This is a genomic window from Burkholderia sp. BCC1985 (assembly GCF_905339915.1).
Taxonomy (GTDB): domain Bacteria; phylum Pseudomonadota; class Gammaproteobacteria; order Burkholderiales; family Burkholderiaceae; genus Burkholderia.
This window is the reverse complement of record NZ_CAJPGY010000073.1, coordinates 1-18995: the sequence shown is the minus strand read 5'-3', so window position 1 is coordinate 18995 and position 18995 is coordinate 1. Positions and strand designations below refer to the sequence as shown.

The 18995-nt window shown below is 65.1% G+C and carries 20 protein-coding genes; 7 read left to right on the top strand and 13 right to left on the bottom strand.

The annotated features are described in order from the left end of the window. Nucleotides 1–175: 175 nt before the first annotated feature. Nucleotides 176–1375, bottom strand: a complete 1200-nt coding sequence (locus U4Z31_RS35615; protein ID WP_044848989.1) for an amino acid aminotransferase — start codon at nt 1373–1375, stop codon at nt 176–178. 250 nt (nt 1376–1625) lie between these two features. Between U4Z31_RS35615 and uvrB the strand changes: the two genes are divergently transcribed. The 5 genes from uvrB to U4Z31_RS35590 all read left to right on the top strand — a co-directional run bounded on the left by uvrB (nt 1626) and on the right by U4Z31_RS35590 (nt 7170). Continuing rightward, nucleotides 1626–3716, top strand: coding sequence for an excinuclease ABC subunit UvrB (gene uvrB / locus U4Z31_RS35610; protein WP_044848990.1), 2091 nt, complete (start codon nt 1626–1628; stop codon nt 3714–3716). 219 nt (nt 3717–3935) lie between these two features. Then, the gene (locus tag U4Z31_RS35605; protein WP_044848991.1) at nt 3936–4487 is read left to right on the top strand and encodes an iron transporter; all 552 of its coding nucleotides are present in this window, start codon (nt 3936–3938) and stop codon (nt 4485–4487) included. A gap of 55 nt (nt 4488–4542) precedes the next feature. Next, nucleotides 4543–4875: a cupredoxin domain-containing protein gene (locus U4Z31_RS35600; RefSeq protein ID WP_006760846.1), complete on the top strand. Its 333-nt coding sequence runs from the start codon at nt 4543–4545 to the stop codon at nt 4873–4875. A 58-nt stretch (nt 4876–4933) separates the two neighbouring features. Beyond that, nucleotides 4934–5776: an FTR1 family iron permease gene (locus tag U4Z31_RS35595; RefSeq protein ID WP_321812839.1), complete on the top strand. Its 843-nt coding sequence runs from the start codon at nt 4934–4936 to the stop codon at nt 5774–5776. Further along, nucleotides 5773–7170: a 4Fe-4S binding protein gene (locus tag U4Z31_RS35590; protein ID WP_321804430.1), complete on the top strand. Its 1398-nt coding sequence runs from the start codon at nt 5773–5775 to the stop codon at nt 7168–7170. The genes U4Z31_RS35595 and U4Z31_RS35590 overlap by 4 nt, the downstream gene beginning before the upstream one ends. 322 nt (nt 7171–7492) lie before the next feature. Here U4Z31_RS35590 and hemP read toward each other — a convergent pair whose 3' ends face one another. From hemP to U4Z31_RS35575, 3 genes are all read right to left on the bottom strand, one after another. Continuing rightward, the gene (gene hemP, locus U4Z31_RS35585; RefSeq protein ID WP_044848994.1) at nt 7493–7741 is read right to left on the bottom strand and encodes a hemin uptake protein HemP; all 249 of its coding nucleotides are present in this window, start codon (nt 7739–7741) and stop codon (nt 7493–7495) included. Nucleotides 7742–7879: 138 nt separating this feature from the next. Next, nucleotides 7880–8362, bottom strand: a complete 483-nt coding sequence (locus tag U4Z31_RS35580) for an SRPBCC family protein (protein ID WP_044849005.1) — start codon at nt 8360–8362, stop codon at nt 7880–7882. Nucleotides 8363–8461: 99 nt separating this feature from the next. Then, nucleotides 8462–9334 carry a pirin family protein gene (locus U4Z31_RS35575; protein WP_321812838.1) on the bottom strand — a complete coding sequence of 291 codons (873 nt, stop codon included), beginning with the start codon at nt 9332–9334 and terminating at the stop codon, nt 8462–8464. A 122-nt stretch (nt 9335–9456) separates the two neighbouring features. On the opposite strand from U4Z31_RS35575, the gene U4Z31_RS35570 reads away from it, so the two are divergent. Continuing rightward, on the top strand, nt 9457–10434 hold the full coding sequence (locus tag U4Z31_RS35570) for a LysR family transcriptional regulator (protein ID WP_044848996.1): 978 nt from the start codon (nt 9457–9459) through the stop codon (nt 10432–10434). Between the two features lie 383 nt (nt 10435–10817). Here U4Z31_RS35570 and U4Z31_RS35565 read toward each other — a convergent pair whose 3' ends face one another. The 9 genes from U4Z31_RS35565 to U4Z31_RS35525 form a co-directional block, all read right to left on the bottom strand. Continuing rightward, complete coding sequence (locus U4Z31_RS35565; protein WP_044848998.1) at nt 10818–11246, bottom strand: ExbD/TolR family protein; 429 nt, start codon at nt 11244–11246, stop codon at nt 10818–10820. 13 nt (nt 11247–11259) lie between these two features. After that, nucleotides 11260–11991 carry a MotA/TolQ/ExbB proton channel family protein gene (locus tag U4Z31_RS35560; protein WP_044848999.1) on the bottom strand — a complete coding sequence of 244 codons (732 nt, stop codon included), beginning with the start codon at nt 11989–11991 and terminating at the stop codon, nt 11260–11262. Nucleotides 11992–12025: 34 nt separating this feature from the next. After that, entirely contained in the window at nt 12026–12754 is a 729-nt protein-coding gene (locus U4Z31_RS35555; protein ID WP_321808701.1) for an energy transducer TonB, read from the bottom strand. A 217-nt stretch (nt 12755–12971) separates the two neighbouring features. Beyond that, the gene (locus U4Z31_RS35550; RefSeq protein WP_011885486.1) at nt 12972–13208 is read right to left on the bottom strand and encodes a bacterioferritin-associated ferredoxin; all 237 of its coding nucleotides are present in this window, start codon (nt 13206–13208) and stop codon (nt 12972–12974) included. Nucleotides 13209–13369: 161 nt separating this feature from the next. Further along, a complete protein-coding gene (murI, locus tag U4Z31_RS35545) occupies nt 13370–14206 on the bottom strand; it encodes a glutamate racemase (RefSeq protein ID WP_260428140.1) in 837 nt (278 codons plus the stop codon). A gap of 39 nt (nt 14207–14245) precedes the next feature. Next, nucleotides 14246–14722, bottom strand: a complete 477-nt coding sequence (bfr, locus tag U4Z31_RS35540) for a bacterioferritin (protein ID WP_006482753.1) — start codon at nt 14720–14722, stop codon at nt 14246–14248. A 193-nt stretch (nt 14723–14915) separates the two neighbouring features. Further along, nucleotides 14916–16439, bottom strand: coding sequence for a fumarate hydratase (locus U4Z31_RS35535; RefSeq protein ID WP_006478316.1), 1524 nt, complete (start codon nt 16437–16439; stop codon nt 14916–14918). A gap of 34 nt (nt 16440–16473) precedes the next feature. Beyond that, on the bottom strand, nt 16474–17079 hold the full coding sequence (locus U4Z31_RS35530) for a TIGR00645 family protein (protein ID WP_321812837.1): 606 nt from the start codon (nt 17077–17079) through the stop codon (nt 16474–16476). A 113-nt stretch (nt 17080–17192) separates the two neighbouring features. Next, entirely contained in the window at nt 17193–18107 is a 915-nt protein-coding gene (locus U4Z31_RS35525) for a DMT family transporter (protein WP_044849004.1), read from the bottom strand. A gap of 327 nt (nt 18108–18434) precedes the next feature. Here U4Z31_RS35525 and U4Z31_RS35520 point away from each other — a divergent pair. After that, nucleotides 18435–18995 (top strand): acetyl-coenzyme A synthetase N-terminal domain-containing protein (locus U4Z31_RS35520; RefSeq protein WP_321812836.1); only part of this gene is annotated, 561 nt, incomplete at its 3' end.

Sequence of the window (18995 nt, the reverse complement as noted above, 5' to 3'; positions counted from 1 at the left end):
GTCGTCGTCAGCCACGGCTGGTTCATGCAGTAACGGGCTCCGGCACGGGCGGCCGCGCTGCGCGCCGCTCGTGCTGCAGCGAGCATTCGCTGACAGTAGAACGGCATGAAAAAACGCGCTCCGGGGAGCGCGTTTTTTGTTTCGGCAGAGCGGGTTGCCACCCGCTGGCACCGGCTTACTTCAGGACCGCCGCGACTGCGGTGGCGACCGCGTCGAGATTGCGCGTGTTCAGTGCAGCAACGCAGATCCGGCCGGTGCCGACTGCGTAGATGCCGAACTCTTCGCGCAGGCGATCGACTTGCGCCGAGGTCAGGCCCGAATACGAGAACATCCCGCGCTGCGCGTTGATGAAGCTGAAGTCGCGATCGACGCCGCTCGCCTTCAGGCGCTCGACGAGACCGTTGCGCATCGCGCGGATGCGGTCGCGCATTTCGCCGAGTTCCTGCACCCACGCAGCATGCAGTTCCGGCGACGCGAGCACGGCCGCGACGACGGCGCCGCCATGGGTCGGCGGGTTCGAGTAGTTCGTGCGGATCACGCGCTTCAGTTGCGACAGCACGCGCGTCGCTTCTTCCTTGCTCGACGTGATGATCGACAGCGCGCCGACGCGCTCGCCGTACAGCGAGAACGACTTCGAGAACGACGACGACACGAACGCGTTCAGGTCGGCCGCGGCAAACAGACGCACCGCGGCGGCATCGGCCTCGATGTTTTCGCCGAAGCCCTGGTAAGCGATGTCGAGGAACGGCACGAGGTTGCGTGCCTTGACGACGTCGACGACCTGCTGCCATTGCGCTTCGGTCAGGTCCACGCCGGTCGGGTTGTGGCAGCACGCGTGCAGCACGACGATCGTGCCGGCTGCATAGCTGTTCAGCGCCGACAGCATGCCTTCGAAGTTCACGCCGTTGGTTGCGGCGTCGTAGTACGGGTACGCGACGACTTCGAAGCCGGCCGCTTCGAACAGCGCGCGGTGGTTTTCCCAGCTAGGGTCGCTGATCGCCACCTTCACGTTCGGGTTCACGGTGCGCAGGAAATCGGCGCCGATCTTCAGTGCGCCCGTGCCGCCCAGTGCCTGCGCCGTGACCACACGGCCTGCGGCGATCAGCGGCGAATCGTTGCCGAGCAGCAGCTTCTGCACCGCTGCGTCGTACGCGGCGATCCCGTCGATCGGCAGGTAGCCGCGCGGCAGGCCGGCGTCGACACGCGCCTTTTCCGCTTCGCGAACGGCGCGCAGCAGCGGAATCTTGCCTTCTTCGTTCGTGTACACACCGACGCCGAGGTTGACCTTGGTCGGACGCGTATCGGCGTTGAAGGCTTCGTTCAGGCCCAGGATCGGGTCGCGGGGAGCAAGCTGGACAGCGGAGAAGAGCGACATGATGATTCGGCAGTAGTGAAAAGAGGGTCAGGCTTTCAGCCGGCGGGGCGGGCGCAGCGGACCGCGCGCCAACGGGCACGGCGCCGGAAAGCGCAGCAGCCTGACATTGTAGCGAATTCACGCTGCCGGAGGCGGCGATTGCGCGCCGAATTGCGATTTCGGACCGCTGCCGCGCGTCAGGAGCCGTCAGCGGTCCGCAACGCCGCGAAGCGCTAGAATAGTTTTTTTGCCCTCGCTCCGGCCGCACTCCATGTCCGAACATCACGCCGAAGTCGGCGACGCGCTCGACGAATCGAAATTCGTGACCTTCGAAGGGTCGCCGTTCCAGTTGTACCAGCCATACCCGCCCGCAGGCGACCAGCCGACCGCGATCGAAACGCTCGTCGAAGGTGTCGGCGACGGCCTCGCATTCCAGACGCTGCTCGGCGTGACGGGTTCTGGCAAGACCTTCACGATGGCCAACACGATCGCGCGGCTCGGCCGCCCGGCCATCGTGTTCGCGCCGAACAAGACGCTTGCGGCGCAGCTCTACGCGGAGTTCCGCGAGTTCTTCCCGCGCAACGCGGTCGAGTACTTCGTGTCGTACTACGACTATTACCAGCCGGAAGCGTACGTGCCGCAGCGCGACCTGTTCATCGAGAAGGATTCGTCGATCAACGAGCACATCGAGCAGATGCGGCTGTCGGCGACGAAGAGCCTGATGGAGCGCCGCGACGTGGTGATCGTCGCGACGGTGTCGGCGATCTACGGTATCGGCAATCCGTCCGAATACCACCAGATGATCCTGACGCTGCGCACCGGCGACAAGCTCGGCCAGCGCGACGTGATCGCGCGGCTGATCGCGATGCAGTATTCGCGCAACGAACAGGACTTCCAGCGCGGCACGTTCCGTGTGCGCGGCGACACGATCGACATCTTCCCGGCCGAGCATGCGGAGCTGGCCGTGCGCGTCGAGCTGTTCGACGACGAGGTCGAGACGCTGCAGCTGTTCGACCCGCTGACCGGGCGCGTGCGGCAGAAGATCCCGCGCTTCACCGTGTATCCGTCGTCGCACTACGTGACGCCGCGCGACACCGTGATGCGGGCGGTCGAGACGATCAAGGACGAATTGCGCGAGCGCCTCGAGTTCTTCCACCGCGACGGCAAGCTCGTCGAGGCGCAGCGCCTCGAGCAGCGCACGCGTTTCGACCTCGAGATGCTGCAGGAACTCGGCTTCTGCAAGGGCATCGAGAACTACTCGCGGCACTTCTCGGGCGCCGCGCCCGGCGAGCCGCCGCCGACGCTCGTCGACTACCTGCCGCCCGATGCACTGATGCTGCTCGACGAATCGCACGTGCTGATCGGCCAGCTGAACGGCATGTACAACGGCGACCGCGCGCGCAAGGAAAACCTCGTGAACTACGGTTTCCGGCTGCCGTCGGCGCTGGACAACCGGCCGCTGAAGTTCCCCGAGTTCGAGCGCAAGATGCGCCAGGTGGTGTTCGTGTCGGCGACGCCGGCCGACTACGAGCAGCGCGTGACGGGGCAGGTGGCCGAGCAGGTGGTGCGGCCGACCGGGCTCGTCGATCCGGAAATCGAAGTGCGCCCGGCAAGCTCGCAGGTCGACGACGTGCTGACCGAGATCAACGCGCGCGTGAACGCCGGCGAGCGCGTGCTGATCACCGTGCTCACGAAGCGGATGGCCGAACAGCTCACCGAGTTCCTGGCCGACCACGGCGTCAAGGTGCGCTACCTGCACAGCGACATCGACACGGTGGAGCGGGTCGAGATCATCCGCGACCTGCGGCTCGGCACGTTCGACGTGCTGGTCGGGATCAACCTGCTGCGCGAGGGCCTCGACATTCCGGAAGTGTCGCTGGTCGCGATTCTCGATGCGGACAAGGAAGGCTTCCTGCGCGCCGAACGCTCGCTGATCCAGACGATCGGCCGCGCGGCGCGCAACGTGAACGGCAAGGCGATCCTCTATGCCGACAACATGACCGAGTCGATGAAGCGCGCGATCGGCGAGACCGAGCGGCGCCGCGCGAAGCAGATCGCGCACAACGAGAAGATGGGCATCACGCCGCGCGGCGTCGTGAAGCGCATCAAGGACATCATCGACGGCGTCTACAACGCCGACGAAGCGCGCGCCGAGCTGAAGGAAGCGCAGCAACGCGCGAAGTTCGAGGACATGTCGGAAAAGCAGATCTCGAAAGAGATCAAGCGTCTCGAAAAGCAGATGGCCGACTATGCGAAGAACCTCGAGTTCGAAAAGGCCGCGGCGACGCGCGACCAGCTTGCGTTGCTGCGTGAACGCGTGTTCGGCGCGAACGTGGGCGACCACGTCAACGGCGGCCGGTAAATCTTTCCAAACGTCACTGAAACCTTCTGGTAACACCGTTGTAAGCCTTGTCGGATCAGGGGTTTACGCGGTGTCTCGTTTGTTCCGGAGCCGGTTCGGTGCTAAACTTCGCAAGTATTGAGAATAGTTCGCATTAACGTTATTCGTTGCGTTAGTGTTTCCAGCGCGCGGACCTGACCGGCGGCGCGCAAGTCACCAGACAAATAACAAGGAGTGTCCATGTTGGGTTCTTCGTTCATCCGCACGTCGGTTGCGGTAGCAGCGGCGCTTGCCGCGATGTCGGCAACGGCAGCCGAATATCCGATCGGCAAGCAGCAGATCCAGGGCGGCATGGAAATCGGTGCGGTGTACCTGCAGCCGATCACGATGGATCCGGAAGGGATGATGCGCAAGGCGTCGGATTCGGACATCCACCTCGAGGCCGACATCCACGCGGTCAAGAACAACCCGACGGGTTTCGCGGAAGGCGACTGGATGCCGTACCTGCAGGTCACGTACAAGCTGACGAAGCAGGGCGACACGAAGTGGAAGGCTGAAGGCGACCTGATGGGCATGGTCGCGAGCGACGGCCCGCACTATGGCGACAACGTGAAGCTGGCCGGCCCGGGCAAGTACCACCTGACGATGACCGTCAAGCCGCCGATGCAATCGGGCCACATGGCGTTCGGCCGTCACGTCGACAAGGAAACGGGCGTGGGCGCGTGGTTCAAGCCCATCACCCTCGAATACGACTTCCCGTTCGCCGGCATCGGCAAGAAGGGCGGGTACTGATCGGTGGCATCACGGACGGCGCGCTTCGGCGCGCCGTCGGCGTAGAGAACCCAGAATGAAATTTCCCCAGAAAATCGTCGCCGCAGCCGCCGCGCTGTGGCTCGCCGGCGCGGCGCATGCCGCCGATCTGCCGACGTTCAAGCTCGAGATGACGGACGGCAAGCTGAATCCCGCCCGTATCGAAGTGCCGGCCGGGCAGCGCTTCAAGATCGAGATCCGGAATACCGGCAAGGGCGCCGCCGAATTCGAGAGCGTGCAGCTGCGCAAGGAAAAGGTGCTTGCGCCGGGCGCCGATTCGTTCGTAGTCGTCGCCCCGCTGTCGCCGGGCGAATACAAGTTTTTCGACGATTTCCACCAGCAGGCACAGGGCGTGATCGTCGCGAAGTAATGCGTTTTATCTGCGTGCGGGCGTACGCGTGCCTTGCCCCGCACGTCAGGAGGATTCAATGGGTCAGATCTTGTTCATCGTCTGGCGGGAGAGCGTCGAAGCGCTGCTCGTCGTCGGCATCCTCTATGCATGGCTGAAGAACGGCGACGACGACGCGCGCCGCGGCCTGCCCTTTCTCTGGACGGGCGTGGCAGTCGGCCTGCTGATGGCCGTCGGTCTCGGCGCCGCGCTCGTCGGCTTTACCGAAGTGCTGTCCGGCGACGCGCAGGACTATTTCCAGACCGCGATGGTGCTGATCGCGTGCGTGCTGATCGTGCAGATGGTGCTGTGGATGCGCCGGCACGGCCGCACGCTGAAGCGCGACATGGAGCAGTCGCTGCAGCAGAGCACGCGCGATTCGAACTGGTGGGGCGTCGCCGTGCTGGTCGCACTCGCGATCGCACGCGAAGGCAGCGAGACGGTGATCTTCCTGTACGGCCTCGGGTTCGGCCAGTCGGGGCACGTGGACGGCGGCCAGATGCTCGCGGTCGTGATCGGCCTCGGCCTCGCGCTCCTCACGTTCTATCTGCTGCAGCTCGGCGGCAAGTTCTTCTCGTGGCGGCATTTCTTCCGTGTCACGGAAGTGATGCTGCTGTTCCTCGGCGCGGGCCTGTTCCAGACCGGCGTCGACAAGCTGATCGACAAGGAAATCCTGCCGCTCGGCATTTCGCAGCTGTGGGACACGTCGGGGATCCTCGATGATTCCGGCACGTTCGGTTCGCTCGTCGCGACGCTGACCGGCTATCGTGCGCATCCGGCGCTGACCAACCTGATCGCCTATGCGGTGTACTGGGCGGTGGTCTGGCTGCTGATGAAGCGCGCGAGCCGTCGTCCGGCCGTTCCTGCGGGCCGCGCGGCATGAGTGTCGTCGCAGCAGCCAAGCCGGGCTGGCTCGCGCAGGCCGGCCAGTGGATGCAGCGCCACGGCGCGGTGATCCGCGGCATCCAGTGGGTCGTCGTCGGCGTCTACGCATTCCTGATCATCGTGCCGGCGGTGTTGCCGCTGCCGGACGATTCCGCGCACCTCTGGAACAATCTCACGCTGATCGCGCAGTTCGTGTTCTGGGGCATCTGGTGGCCGTTCGTGCTGCTGTCGATGGTGATGCTCGGCCGCGTCTGGTGCGGCGTGCTGTGTCCGGAAGGCGCGCTGACCGAATATGCGAGCAAGTTCGGCCGCGGCGGCGCGATTCCGCGCTGGATGCGGTGGGGCGGCTGGCCGTTCGTCGCGTTCGGGCTCACGACGATCTACGGGCAGATGGTGAGCGTGTACCAGTACCCGCTCGCGGTGCTGTTCGTACTCGGCGGCTCGACCGTCGGCGCGATCGTGATCGGCGTGCTGTACGGCCGCGAGAAGCGTGTGTGGTGCAAGTATCTGTGCCCGGTCAATGGCGTGTTCGGGCTGCTCGCGCGGCTCGCGCCGATGCGCTACAAGGTCGACGAGGATGCGTGGCGCCGCTCGTACAAGAACGGCGAGCACGGGCATCGCGTGATTCCGATCAATTGCGCGCCGCTCGTGCCGTTGCGCAACATGAAGGGCGCCGCCGCCTGCCACATGTGCGGCCGCTGCAGCGGGCACCGCGACGCAATTGAGCTGTCGTGGCGCTCGCCGTCCGACGAGGTCGTGAACCTCGGCGCGCAGCAGGCGAGCCCGTGGGACACGGCGCTGATCCTGTACGGCCTGCTCGGCGTCGCGATCGGTGCGTTCCACTGGACCGTGAGCCCGTGGTTCGTGCAGATCAAGCAATGGCTCGCGGGCTGGCTGATCGATCACGACATCACGTGGCCGCTCGAGACCAATGCACCGTGGTTCCTGCTCACGCACTATCCGGATCGCAACGACGTGTTCTCGTGGCTCGACGGCGGGCTGATCGTCAGCTACATCGTCGGCACGGGGCTCGTGTACGGCACCGCGCTGCTCGTGCTGCTGGCTGGCGCGACGCTGATGCTCGGACGCTTCGATCGCACGCGTCTCCATCACCTCGCGCAGGCGCTGATCCCGATCGCAGGAGCCGGCGTGTTCCTCGGGCTGTCTGCGACGACGCTGTCGCTGCTGCGGGCCGAGCACGTGCCGCTCGGCTGGGCAGCCGACGTGCGCATCGCGATTCTGGTCGGCGCGAATGCGTGGAGCGCCTGGCTCGCATGGAAAGTGACCGGGCGCTATGCGGCATGGCCGCGCCGGCTGGCTGCATTCGCGTGGTTCGCGGCAGGCCTGGCCGTGGTCGACAGCGCATGGTGGCTGATGTTCTGGGGTTTCTGATGCGGGATTGAAGGCCTTGCGGCCGGGTTCCGGCGCAACCGGAGAGGGTGGTCCCGCTGCGTGGCTCCGGAACGCGTCGAAGCCGCAGCGCAGACAACCGCGATGCTTTTTCCCTTGCATCCGGACGCCCAAACGAAAAAGCGACACGTCCTTCGACGTGTCGCTTTTTTCTTCCTTGTGCGAGAACCAAAAAAGTGGCTTGGCTTGCTGCAACGGCTGCTTGAGTGTGTTTGCACGAAGGGGTCTAGATCTCGCGTGCAAGCCGTTACGCTGGCTACTGCCCAACACCTCTCAGGGAGGTGGTCCCCACAATACTCTGTCGTTACTTCGTCAGGATCAGTTTGCCGAGCCGCGTGGCACGCAACTGATACGTCTCTCCGTTATGCGCGATGCTGATGTGGCTGTGGCCTTGCAGCAGCGCATCGCTGCTGAGAGTCCGGGTGCCGGCATCGCGGCTACTAGCGGCGGGTTTCGCCGGCGTCGTGACCGCTGCCGTCTTCTGACGGTTGGCGCTTGCGGTGCCGGTCGGGCGGCGCAAGCTCAGCGTAGTCGGGCGCGTGGTGTCGGTCATTCGGTTGATCGGTGACTGTCGATACGATGGAATGAATTCTAAATGATAACTATTCCCATTTACAAAAACTCTTTATCGATCGATATGACGAATTCGATAGCCTGAGTCAAATGGGCGGCCCGCAGGCCGCCGCCGACGTCAGTGGAGCGGGTCGGGGTCCTTGCGCCCCTGAGCGTATTCGCGAATCAGGCGCACGGTGTCGATGTCCGACGTGCGATACGCTTCCTTGACGATGCCGTGCGTCTGGCGCGCTTCCTCGCTGTCGTCCGTGACGGTCAGCGTCGTGCGGTATTCGAAGCGCAGGAACAGCTCGTGGTCGTCGCGCTCCTCGATCGTCATCGTCAGCGAGCCGCCGATTTCGCCGCCGGCCGCGTGGATGTCGTAGCGCACTTGCTGGTTCGGGGTGAACGTCACGCGGTCGCGCACGGTCGCATGCCCGTAGTGCAGTTCGCGTTCGAGCGTCGTGTCCGTCCGTTCGTGGACGACACAGCTGTCGAGGCCGATCACAAACAGCTGCGGCTGTTCGGCGCGCAGTACGAGGCCTTCCCAGAGCTGGTCGCGGGTCAGGGACGGCACGGCCGGATCGTCGGAGTTGATCTGGATCAGATGTTCGAAGTTCACGAGGGCGGGTTCCTTCTGGTGGCGGGCAGCCACATGGTTCAAGAAGTCATTGTGACGCAAAACGAGCGGTTTCGCGGCACCTGCGCCCCCGATCGGACGTCACGCTTCGATGCGACCCATGCGGCCGGTCTGGTAGTCGACGACGGCCTGCCGGATCTCTTCCTCGGTATTCATCACGAACGGGCCATAGCGGACGATCGGCTCGTTGAGCGGCACGCCGCCGATCAGCAGCAGGTCGAGCGGCGTATCGCCGGCCTCGAACGTCACCGCATCGCCATCGTCACCGTAGACGACCATGTTCCGTGCGTCGACCGGCTGCCTGTCGGGCCCGTAGCGGCCGGTTCCGTCGAGCGGGTAGGCGAACACGCGATACCCTGCCGGCACCGGCTGCGTGACCGTTGCGCCCGGTTGCAGCGTGAAATGCTGGTAGAGGATCGGCGTGCGCGTCTCGATTGCCGCACGCACACCGAACGCTTCGCCGGCGATCACGCGGACTTGCGCGCGGCCGTCCGGCGACGTCGCGCTCGGGATGCGGCCGGCCGGGATCTCCTGGTAGCGCGGTGCGATCAGCTTGTCGCGGCGCGGCAGGTTGACCCACAGCTGGAAGCCGTGCGAACGTCCGCCGGCCCGAGCGAACTCGGGATCCGGCATTTCGCTGTGCACGACGCCCGCGCCGGCCGTCATCCACTGCACGTCGCCGGGCCCGAGCGTGCCGGCATGGCCGGCCGAATCGCGATGACGAAAACGCCCGTCGAGCACGTAGGTGACGGTCTCGAAGCCACGATGCGGATGGTCGGGCGCGCCCTTGGCTTCGCCAGGGGCATAGTCGACGGGGCCCATTTCATCGAGCAGCAGGAACGGATCGAAATCCATCAGCAGCCGGGTCGGGAACGGACGGTGAACCACGAAGCCGCCGCCTTCGGTCGTGCGAAGCGCGGGGTACGTGCGGTCAAGCGAGCGAGCGGTCGTCATGCAAAAGCCCTCGATAACATCGGAATAGCGTCATTTTTGAAACATAGCGCTATTATATTGGGCGTTTTACCGGCCGATTTGCGGCGGTTCGCAATGGATTGTTCTGAAATTGGAACGATGACATGAACATCGATGCACACAACCTGAACGACCTCATGTACTTTTCGCAGGTCGTCGAACACGGCGGTTTCTCGGCGGCGGAACGCGTACTGGGCATCTCGAAATCGCGCCTGTCGCGGCGCCTGACCGAACTCGAGGCGGCGCTCGGCGTGCGCCTGCTGCAGCGCTCGACGCGCAAGCTCGCGCTGACCGAGGCGGGGGAACTGTTCTACCAGCATTGCCAGGCGATGCTCGCCGAGGCGCAGGCCGCGATGAACGCCGTGCAGCAGCTGCGCGCGTCGCCGCGCGGCTCGGTGCGCGTGAGCGTCCCCGTTACCCTGTCGCAGACGATGCTGTCGCGCATCCTTCCCGAATTCCTGCACCGCTATCCCGAGGTCAAGGTGCACATCCGCGTGACCAACCGCGTGATCGACCTGTTCGAGGATTCGATCGACGTCGCGTTGCGTGTGCGCTCGGAGCCGCCGCAGAACGCGAACATCGTCGTGCGGCCGCTGTGGCGGACCGAGCAGATGCTGGTCGGCGCGCCGAGCCTGCTGAACCAGAATGCGCCGCCGCTCGTGCCGGACGATCTGGCCCATTTCGAGACGCTCGATACGCCGAGCGTCGACGGGCGGCACGTGTTCAGCCTGATCGCACCGGATGGCTCGCGTCATTTGCACGAGCACGATCCGCGGCTCGTGACGGCCGACCTGATGACGATCCGCGAGGCCGTGCTCGACGGCCTCGGCATCGCGGCGCTGCCCGAGATGATGTACGGCAATGCATTGCGCGCGGGGCAGTTGTCGCCGGTGATGCCGGGCTGGACGCTGCCGGTGCCGCAGCTCTACGCGGTGTTCGTGTCGCGGCAGGGGATGCCGCCCGCGGTGCGCGCGTTCGTCGACTATCTGGTCGAGAAGCTCGACCACGGCGAATACAAGCAGCCGGGCTGTCCCGAGCGCGCGAAGAAGGATGCGGCGGCGGCCGATGCTTCGGCCACCTGAATGCAAGATGCGCGGCGTGGCAAATTTGTTTTGTCATTGAAGCGCCGCCTGCAATCGCAAGTTTCAATCGCCGGGACCTTGAATGCATCCGCGGGCAGGCCTATATTGAAATCCCATTTCGCGAAGGAAGTTCTGAGCGGAATCAGGTGGCCGCATATATTGCGAGCCAGATAGGGCAGAACGCGCAGTCCGTGCAGACCACGGTAGCCGCATTTGCGTTGCTCGAGGCGCAACCGATACCGCCGAAGAGCCCGCCGCCCGAAGGCGCCCGCGTGCGCATGAAAAAAGGCCTTCATCTGGCGATGAAGGCCTTTTACTTTGTGTGCGGCCGGCTAGGCGCTGCCGGCCAGCGACCGACCGTCGCGTAGCGAAATGCGCGTGCGTTACTTCGCCTTCGCAGTCGGCTCCGTCACGAAGCCGAGCTTCGTCAGGCCGCCGGCCTGCGCATCGGACATCACTTCGGCCACACGTTCATAGGCAACCTTGCGATCGGCACGCAGGTGCAACTCCGGTTGCGGCTGATGCTGTGCCGCTTCCGCGATGTGCGCCTGCAGTTGCTCGCGCGTGACCGTCTGTTCGTTCCACAGGATCGTACCGTTGCCCTGGATCGCGACGTCGACGGTCTGCGGCTTTTCGTCGACGGGCTGGCTGCTCGCGTGCGGCAGGTCGATCTTCACCGCATGCTGCATCGCCGGGATCGTCACGAGGAAAATGATCAGGAGTACGAGCATGACGTCGACGAGCGGCGTCATGTTGATCTCGCTCATCACGCCATCGTCGTCGTCATCGCTGAAGCCGGTGTTCATTGCCATGGTTCACCCCGTCTCAGCTGGCGCGCGAAGCAAGGCGCAGGCCGTCGCGGGGCGACGACGATGCGAGGCGCGCACCCGTCACGAAGTACGCGTGCAGACCGTGCGCGAAGCGGCGCAGCTTGCTGACGACACCCTTGTTCGCGCGGGTCAGTGCGTTGTAGCCGAGCACCGCGGGAATCGCGACGAACAGGCCGAAGGCCGTCATGATCAGCGATTCGCCGACCGGGCCCGCAACCTGGTCGATCGACGTCTGGCCGGTTGCGCCGATTGCCAGCAGCGCGTGGTAGATGCCCCAGACCGTGCCGAACAGGCCGACGAACGGCGCCGTGCTGCCGATCGACGCGAGAATCGCGAGACCGGCCTGCATGCGCGAGATGCCTTCGTCCATCGTGTCCTTCAGGCAGCGCGTGACCCAGTCCGACACGTCCATGCGGTCGTGCAGGTGCGGTTGCGTCTGATGGTGGTGATCGGCGGCTTCCTTGCCCGACAGCGCGAGCGCGAGGAACGGGTTGTCGCTCGGCGTCGATGCGGCGAGGCCGAGCTTCTTGATGCCGTCGTCGAAATCGTCGGAATGCCAGAACGCCTGCTCGGCATTCTTCGTGAGACGGTTCAGGCGAACCACGTTCCAGCCCTTGACGATGATCACGATCCACGACAGGACCGACATCACGAGCAGCGTGATCGCGATGGCGCGCGTGACGAAATCACCTTGCGCCCAGACGTGCGCGATACCGTAGCTTTGCATTTTTGTTTCCTTTGAATCTTCCGAATGAGGCGGGTTAATCGTCGAGCGTGAAGTTGAAGGGCAGCGTATGGGCGGCGCGAATCGCTTGCCCGTTCTCGATGTACGGCGGACAGGTGCTGGCGCGCGTCGCATCGAGCGCGGCTTCGTCGAGACGCGGGTAGCCGCTGCTCTTCTGCAACTGGACGCTTTCGATCTTGCCCGTCACGCCGATGATGAAGTGAACATAAGCCGTGCCCGTTTCGCCGCGGCGGCGCGACATCGACGGATAGGTGGGCTTCACGAAATTGCAGCTGAGTGCCGATACGTTCTTCGGCGCGCTGACCTGCATCGTCTCGCGAGCCGGGCCGGGTGCGGCGGCCGGCGCGGCAGGGGCAGGCGCGGCGGGAGCGGGTGTCGGATCGGCAGCCGCCGGCGCGGGCGTCGGCGACGGGGATTGCGCGACCGGCTGAGGCGTCGGCTTGACCGCCTTCTGCACGGGCTTCGGCTCGACCTTGGGCTTCTCGCGCGGCACGGGCTTCGGCGGTGCGGGCTGCGCGGCCGATTGGACCGCGACCGGTTGAGCGGCAGGCGCAGGCGGGATGAGTTGCGCGGTGATCGACTGGACCTCGATCTCTTTCGGCGGCGGCGCGTTGCGATGGAGCCAGGCGGCCGCCAGCATGATCGCGTGTGCGGCAAGCACACCGACCGCGACGGTGATGACCCGGGGATTCATACGTGGGGCAGCCGGCAGGGCGCCGGCAGGAGCGGATTGCGAAGCCTGCATGTTAGCTTGAAAGGACGACGTCGCACCCGGGGCGCGGCGGGTGAATCGGTGTTACTTGCGGAAGATCAGCAGCGAGATGCACACGGTGGTCACAAATCCGATCAGCAATTCCATGACAGGCTCCTTGGCAGGTAAGCCGCTGGCTCGCGCGGAAGATGGCTTGCTGACGGTCGGACATCAAATGCGGCCGCAGCCGCGTGCGTACGCTCGGCGCCGCTCAGGCGGCCTTGCGGTCGTAGAACGTGACCGGGATCGGGTGAGCGTGGTGCTCAACGCCGCACCGGCTCGCGCAGACGCCTTGCTCGGCCATGAGGTCGCGTACGGACTCCTCGCACTTGCCGCAGCACGTGGCCACGCCGAGCTCGAACTGGAGTTCATCGAAGGAACTCACGCCCTCGGCGAGGGACGCGCGAATCTTGCGATCGGAAACAGACTTGCACACGCAGACGATCATGATGAGTTGCGATAGCTAACGTTAATGCGAATTATTATCATTAAATTTGCGGGCGTTGACAAGCCTGGGTTCGGCTTTTTTTAAGGTCATCGGACCCTTGAAATGGAGGATGCGGCGCAGCCGCGGCGGGAGAGGGCGAACCGGCGGTATGCCGGCCCGCTTCAGGCGGTCGCGCAGGCGCGCGCGTTCGGCGAGGAAATGGTGACGGATTCGACCGGAACGTCGAGGCCGAGCAGCGACGACGCGAGCGCGCGCAGTTGCAGGCCGTCGCTCGTCGAGCAGAAGCGCGGCGGCGCGGCACGCGTGCCGGCCGGCGCGCGCAGGCCGCGTTCGTCGAGCACGCGCGTGAGCTGGCGGGCGATCGCGTCGCTCGTGTCGACGATCGTCAGGCGGTCGCCGACAAGGTCACGAATCGTTTCCGTGAAGAACGGGTAGTGCGTGCAGCCGAGCACCAGCGTATCGGCGCCGTCGTCGAGCATCGGCTGCAGGTAACGCTCGAGCAACGCACGCAACGCGGGCGAGTTCGTGTCGCCGCGTTCGATCGCTTCGACGAGCCCGTGGCCGGGCTGGCAGATGAAGCGGCGGCCCGCGCCGTAACGGTCGAGCAGCGCCTGGAAGCGCGGGCTGTTCAGCGTCGATTGCGTGGCGAGCACGCCCGCGATACCGGTCGCGGACACGGCGGCGGCCGGTTTGATGCCCGGCTCGACACCGACGAGCGGTATCGCCAGGCGTTCGCGGATGGCCGCGATCGCCCGCGCCGTTGCCGTGTTGCAGGCGATCACGAGCGCTTTCGCCCCTTCGCGGGCGAGCCACTCGCCGATGGCCAGCGTACGCTCCGTAATGAACGCCTCGTCGCGCGGACCGTACGGTGCATGGTGCGAATCGGCGACGTAGACGAACGACTCGCCGGGCAGGTGCGCGCGCACGGCGCGCAGCACCGACAGGCCGCCGAGCCCGGAATCGAAGATGCCGACGGGGGCGGCGGGGTGGTTCGTCATCGTCATGCTGAAGGCGAGGTGGCGATCGAGGGGGGACGATTACTCGGGCGAACCCATCATCGTCTGCTGGTAGTTCTGCAGGCCGACCTTGCCGATCAGGTCGATCTGCGTTTCCAGCCAGTCGATGTGCTCTTCGGTGTCGTCGAGGATCTTTTCGAAGATCTCGCGCGACACGTAGTCACGCACCGATTCGCAGTAAGCGATCGCTTCCTTGCACGTCGACTGCGAGATCTGCTCGAGCTTCAGGTCGCACTTCAGGATCTCTTCGGTTTCCTCGCCGACCAGCAGCTTGTGCAGATCCTGCAGGTTCGGCAGGCCGTCGAGCATGAACACGCGCTCGATCAGCCAGTCGGCGTGCTTCATTTCGCCGATCGATTCGTCGTATTCGTGCTTGCCGAGCTTGTCGAGGCCCCAGTGCTTGTACATGCGCGCATGCAGGAAGTACTGGTTGATCGCCGTGAGTTCGTTCTTCAGTTGGGCGTTCAGGTATTCGATGACTTTCTTGTCGCCTTGCATGGCTGTTCCTTGTTCAGTGGGGCTTCAGAAACCGAACGATAATCGCTCGAACGGGAAATGCCAAGCCTCGGAGCCTTGCCGGGCCTGCCTTTTGCCGGGAATGAGAATCAGCGTTGAAGCACCGGCCGCGCACAATAATGAGAATGAGAAGTAAAAAGGCCGGATCGTCGTCCGGCCTTTCGTGCGAGTGCGCTTAAGCGGTTGCGACCGGGATCTTGCCGATCTTCGCCTGCCACTCCTTCGGACCGGTCTGGTGCACCGACGTGCCCGACGAGTCGACGGCCACCGTCACCGGCATGTCCTGCACGTCGAATTCGTAGATCGCTTCCATGCCGAGGTCTTCGAACGCGAGCACCTTCGCGCCGCGGATCGCCTTCGACACGAGGTAAGCGGCGCCGCCGACCGCCATCAGGTAGGCCGCCTTGTGCTTCTTGATCGCGTCGATCGCGACCGGGCCGCGTTCGGCCTTGCCGACCATCGAGATCAGGCCCGTCTGGGCGAGCATCGTCTCGGTGAACTTGTCCATCCGCGTGGCCGTCGTCGGACCTGCCGGGCCGACCACTTCGTCACGCACCGGATCGACCGGGCCGACGTAGTAGATCACGCGGTTCGTGAAGTCGACCGGCAGCTTCTCGCCCTTCGCCAGCATGTCGGCGATGCGCTTGTGCGCGGCGTCGCGGCCCGTGAGCATCTTGCCCGACAGCAGCAGCGTCTGGCCCGGCGTCCAGCTCGCGACTTCTTCCGGCGTCAGCGTGTTCAGGTCGACGCGCTTGCTGGTTTCCGTGTTCGGTTCCCACTGGACCTTCGGCCAGGCGTCGAGCGACGGTGCTTCAAGCTTGGCCGGGCCCGAACCGTCGAGCACGAAGTGTGCGTGGCGGGTCGCCGCGCAGTTCGGGATCAGCGCGACCGGCTTCGATGCCGCGTGCGTCGGAGCAGCCATGATCTTCACGTCGAGCACGGTCGCGAGGCCGCCGAGGCCCTGCGCGCCGATGCCGAGCGCGTTGACCTTCTCGTGCAGTTCGACGCGCAGTTCCTCGACCCAGTCCTTCGGGCCGCGCGCGATGATTTCCTGGATGTCGATCGGCTCCATCAGCGATTCCTTCGCCATCAGCATCGCCTTCTCGGCGGTGCCGCCGATGCCGATCCCGAGCATGCCCGGCGGGCACCAGCCCGCGCCCATCGTCGGGACCGTCTTCAGCACCCAGTCGACGATCGAATCGGACGGGTTCAGCATCACGAACTTCGACTTGTTCTCCGAGCCGCCGCCCTTCGCCGCGACCTGCACGTCGACCTTGTCGCCCGGCACGATCTCATAGTGGATCACGGCCGGCGTGTTGTCCTTCGTGTTCTTGCGGGCGCCTTCCGGCGGATTGACGATCGACGCGCGCAGCACGTTGTCCGGGTGCGTGTAACCGCGGCGCACGCCTTCGTTGATCATGTCGGTGAGGCCCATCGTCGCGCCGTCCCAGCGCACGTCCATGCCGACCTTCACGAAGATCGTGACGATGCCGGTGTCCTGGCAGATCGGGCGCTTGCCCTCCGCGCACATGCGGCTGTTCGTGAGGATCTGCGCGATCGCGTCCTTCGCGGCCGGGCTCTCTTCCAGCTCGTACGCACGGCCGAGGGCCTGGATGTAGTCGAGCGGGTGGTAGTAGCTGATGTACTGCAGCGAATCCGCGATGCTCTGGATCAGGTCTTCCTGTTTGATGACGGTCATGGCTGAGACTCTGTGGGGACTGTGGGGAATACGTTTATGCGTGGACGGCAGGTTCGACCGATTTGCGGGACACGGCCGGCGCCGGCGCATGCGTCTCGTGGAAATGGGCCGGGTGCGTGTGGGTCGTCAGGCGGTCGACCCACGCCATCACGAGCGCCGACACGAGGAACGACACGTGGATGAGCACCTGCCACATGATCGCGTGCGTCGTGTGTTGATCGGGGTTGATGAAGGTCTTCAGCAGGTGGATCGACGAAATGCTGATCAGCGCCATCGACAGCTTGACCTTCAGCACGCCCGCGTTCACGTGGTCGAGCCACTCGGGCTCGTCGGGATGGCCCTCGATGCCGAGGCGCGACACGAACGTCTCGTAGCCGCCGACGATCACCATGATCAGCAGGTTCGAGATCATCACGACGTCGATCAGGCCGAGCACCGCGAGCATCACGCTGATCTCGTCGAGGCTGGTCGCGTGCGACAGCAGGTGCCAGACTTCCTTCAGGAACAGGAATACATAGACGGCCTGCGCGACGATCAGGCCCAGATAAAGCGGAACCTGGAGCCAGCGGCTCATGAAGATCAGCGCGGGTAGCGGGCGCAGGGGACGGCGGGTGAAGCCGGGCGAATGCGGGGCAGACATGATGGTGGTACGGGCGCTGTGCGCAGGTATCGGGGGTAATCTTGAAAAGGCGCGCTATTGTAACGCGTCGGCCGGCGCGACTGCAGCGACGCGCCGGCGCTGCCGGGGACGGATCAGGACGCGGCGGCCGGCACGCGCTTCACGCGCAGGCTCGCGAGCACGATGCCGGTCACGACGCACGCGAGCGCGATGCCGTGCGCGAGCGTCGGGCGCTCACCGAGGAACGCGATGCCGTACGCGGCGGCGGCGACCGGCAGGACCGCGCTGAACACGCCGGCGAGACTGCCCGGCACGTGCCGGATGCCCTTCATCCACAGCCAGAACGAGAAGATGCTGGCCGACAGCCCGTACCAGACGACGAGCGCCCACGTACCGGCCGGCACGCTCGCGTAATCGAAATGCCACAGCGCCGTCGCGCCGAGCGGCAGCATCAGGCACAGGCCGAACAGGTGCGTGTACGCGCAGATGTCGATCGGCGCGAGCGTCTGCGTGAGCCGGCGCGACAGGATCACGTAGATCGATTCGCAGCACACGGCACCGAGGATCAGGAGGTTGCCGGTCAGCGAGCCGGACGACGTGCCGGCGCCGTGCGCGGACGTGCTGCCTGCGCTGCCGTTGGCGAGGTTGATCGTCACGACGCCGGCGATCGCGAGCGCGATCGACACGAGCGCACGGCCGTTCGGTTTTTCCCGCAGGATCAGCCACGCGAACAGCGCGACGATGGCCGGGATCGTGCTCGTGATCACGCCGGCCGCGACCGCGCTCGTGCGCTGCACGCCGTTGAGCATCAGCAGCGTAAACATGAAGGTGCCGAAGAATGCCTGCAGGAACAGGTTCAGCCATTCCGCACGCCGGACCGCGCGCATCTTCACCGGGCTGAACAGCGGCCACAGCACGGCGATCGCGATCACGAAGCGCAGCGTGGCGAGGATGGCGACCGGGACGAAGACGACGATGGATTTACCGATACCGACGTTGCTGCCGACGAACAGCATCGACAGGATCAGGAAGAGGGCGTAGCGATTCAAGCTGGAGTCCGGGGGGCGAGTTCAGTTAGGATTGTAGGGTCGCGTTTATAACAGCGTAAAGCCGGCTGTCATGCAGCCGACCGCACGGCGGCGCTGGCGTGCGAAACGGTGATGCCGCGTAAGTGACGGGTAAGTTCGCGCGCTTATCGTGGATATCGCCGGGCCGTACGTCCACGTCGCATGACGTGGTGCGGCGCAGCATCGTGCGTAGCCTCCGGGCCGCGCGCGGGTGGGTGGGAGACAGCGGCGCACATGCGCCGGCCAAGACGCGCGGCGCGCACGATCGCGCCGCCATGCAGAGGATTCATGTTCACCAAGGGGTTGTCGATGTCTGCGATTGAATCGGTTCTTCACGAAACCCGTCAGTTTGCGCCGCCCGCGGCGCTCGAGAAGGCGGCCAACATCTCCGGCATGCCGGCCTACCGCGCGCTGGCCGCCGAGGCCGAGCAGGATTACGAAGGCTTCTGGGCGCGTCTCGCACGCGAGGGCCTCAGCTGGCACAAGCCGTTCACGAAGGTGCTCGACGAGAGCGACGCGCCGTTCTACAAGTGGTTCGACGACGGCGAACTCAACGCGTCGTACAACTGCCTCGACCGCCACGTCGAAGCCGGCAACGGCGAGCGCATCGCGGTCATCTTCGAGGCCGACGACGGCACCGTCACGCGCGTCACCTATGCCGAGCTGCTGGCACGCGTGTCGCGCTTCGCGAACGCGCTGAAGAAACGCGGGATCGGCAAGGGCGATCGCGTCATCATCTATATTCCGATGTCGATCGAAGGTATCGTCGCGATGCAGGCCTGCGCGCGCATCGGCGCCACGCACTCCGTCGTGTTCGGCGGCTTCTCCGCGAAATCGCTCAACGAGCGGCTCGTCGACGTCGGTGCCGTT

What these genes read in the sequence shown, in the direction of transcription:
- U4Z31_RS35570 (WP_044848996.1), top strand. Translation starts at nt 9,457, where the DNA reads ATGAACATCGATGCACACAACCTGAACGACCTCATGTACTTTTCGCAG.
- murI (WP_260428140.1), bottom strand. Translation starts at nt 14,206, where the DNA reads ATGACGAACCACCCCGCCGCCCCCGTCGGCATCTTCGATTCCGGGCTC.
- U4Z31_RS35530 (WP_321812837.1), bottom strand. Translation starts at nt 17,079, where the DNA reads ATGTCTGCCCCGCATTCGCCCGGCTTCACCCGCCGTCCCCTGCGCCCG.
- U4Z31_RS35615 (WP_044848989.1), bottom strand. Translation starts at nt 1,375, where the DNA reads ATGTCGCTCTTCTCCGCTGTCCAGCTTGCTCCCCGCGACCCGATCCTG.
- U4Z31_RS35575 (WP_321812838.1), bottom strand. Translation starts at nt 9,334, where the DNA reads ATGACGACCGCTCGCTCGCTTGACCGCACGTACCCCGCGCTTCGCACG.
- U4Z31_RS35600 (WP_006760846.1), top strand. Translation starts at nt 4,543, where the DNA reads ATGAAATTTCCCCAGAAAATCGTCGCCGCAGCCGCCGCGCTGTGGCTC.
- U4Z31_RS35535 (WP_006478316.1), bottom strand. Translation starts at nt 16,439, where the DNA reads ATGACCGTCATCAAACAGGAAGACCTGATCCAGAGCATCGCGGATTCG.
- U4Z31_RS35605 (WP_044848991.1), top strand. Translation starts at nt 3,936, where the DNA reads ATGTTGGGTTCTTCGTTCATCCGCACGTCGGTTGCGGTAGCAGCGGCG.
- bfr (WP_006482753.1), bottom strand. Translation starts at nt 14,722, where the DNA reads ATGCAAGGCGACAAGAAAGTCATCGAATACCTGAACGCCCAACTGAAG.
- U4Z31_RS35560 (WP_044848999.1), bottom strand. Translation starts at nt 11,991, where the DNA reads ATGCAAAGCTACGGTATCGCGCACGTCTGGGCGCAAGGTGATTTCGTC.
- U4Z31_RS35590 (WP_321804430.1), top strand. Translation starts at nt 5,773, where the DNA reads ATGAGTGTCGTCGCAGCAGCCAAGCCGGGCTGGCTCGCGCAGGCCGGC.
- U4Z31_RS35565 (WP_044848998.1), bottom strand. Translation starts at nt 11,246, where the DNA reads ATGGCAATGAACACCGGCTTCAGCGATGACGACGACGATGGCGTGATG.
- U4Z31_RS35555 (WP_321808701.1), bottom strand. Translation starts at nt 12,754, where the DNA reads ATGCAGGCTTCGCAATCCGCTCCTGCCGGCGCCCTGCCGGCTGCCCCA.
- U4Z31_RS35550 (WP_011885486.1), bottom strand. Translation starts at nt 13,208, where the DNA reads ATGATCGTCTGCGTGTGCAAGTCTGTTTCCGATCGCAAGATTCGCGCG.
- hemP (WP_044848994.1), bottom strand. Translation starts at nt 7,741, where the DNA reads ATGACCGACACCACGCGCCCGACTACGCTGAGCTTGCGCCGCCCGACC.
- uvrB (WP_044848990.1), top strand. Translation starts at nt 1,626, where the DNA reads ATGTCCGAACATCACGCCGAAGTCGGCGACGCGCTCGACGAATCGAAA.
- U4Z31_RS35595 (WP_321812839.1), top strand. Translation starts at nt 4,934, where the DNA reads ATGGGTCAGATCTTGTTCATCGTCTGGCGGGAGAGCGTCGAAGCGCTG.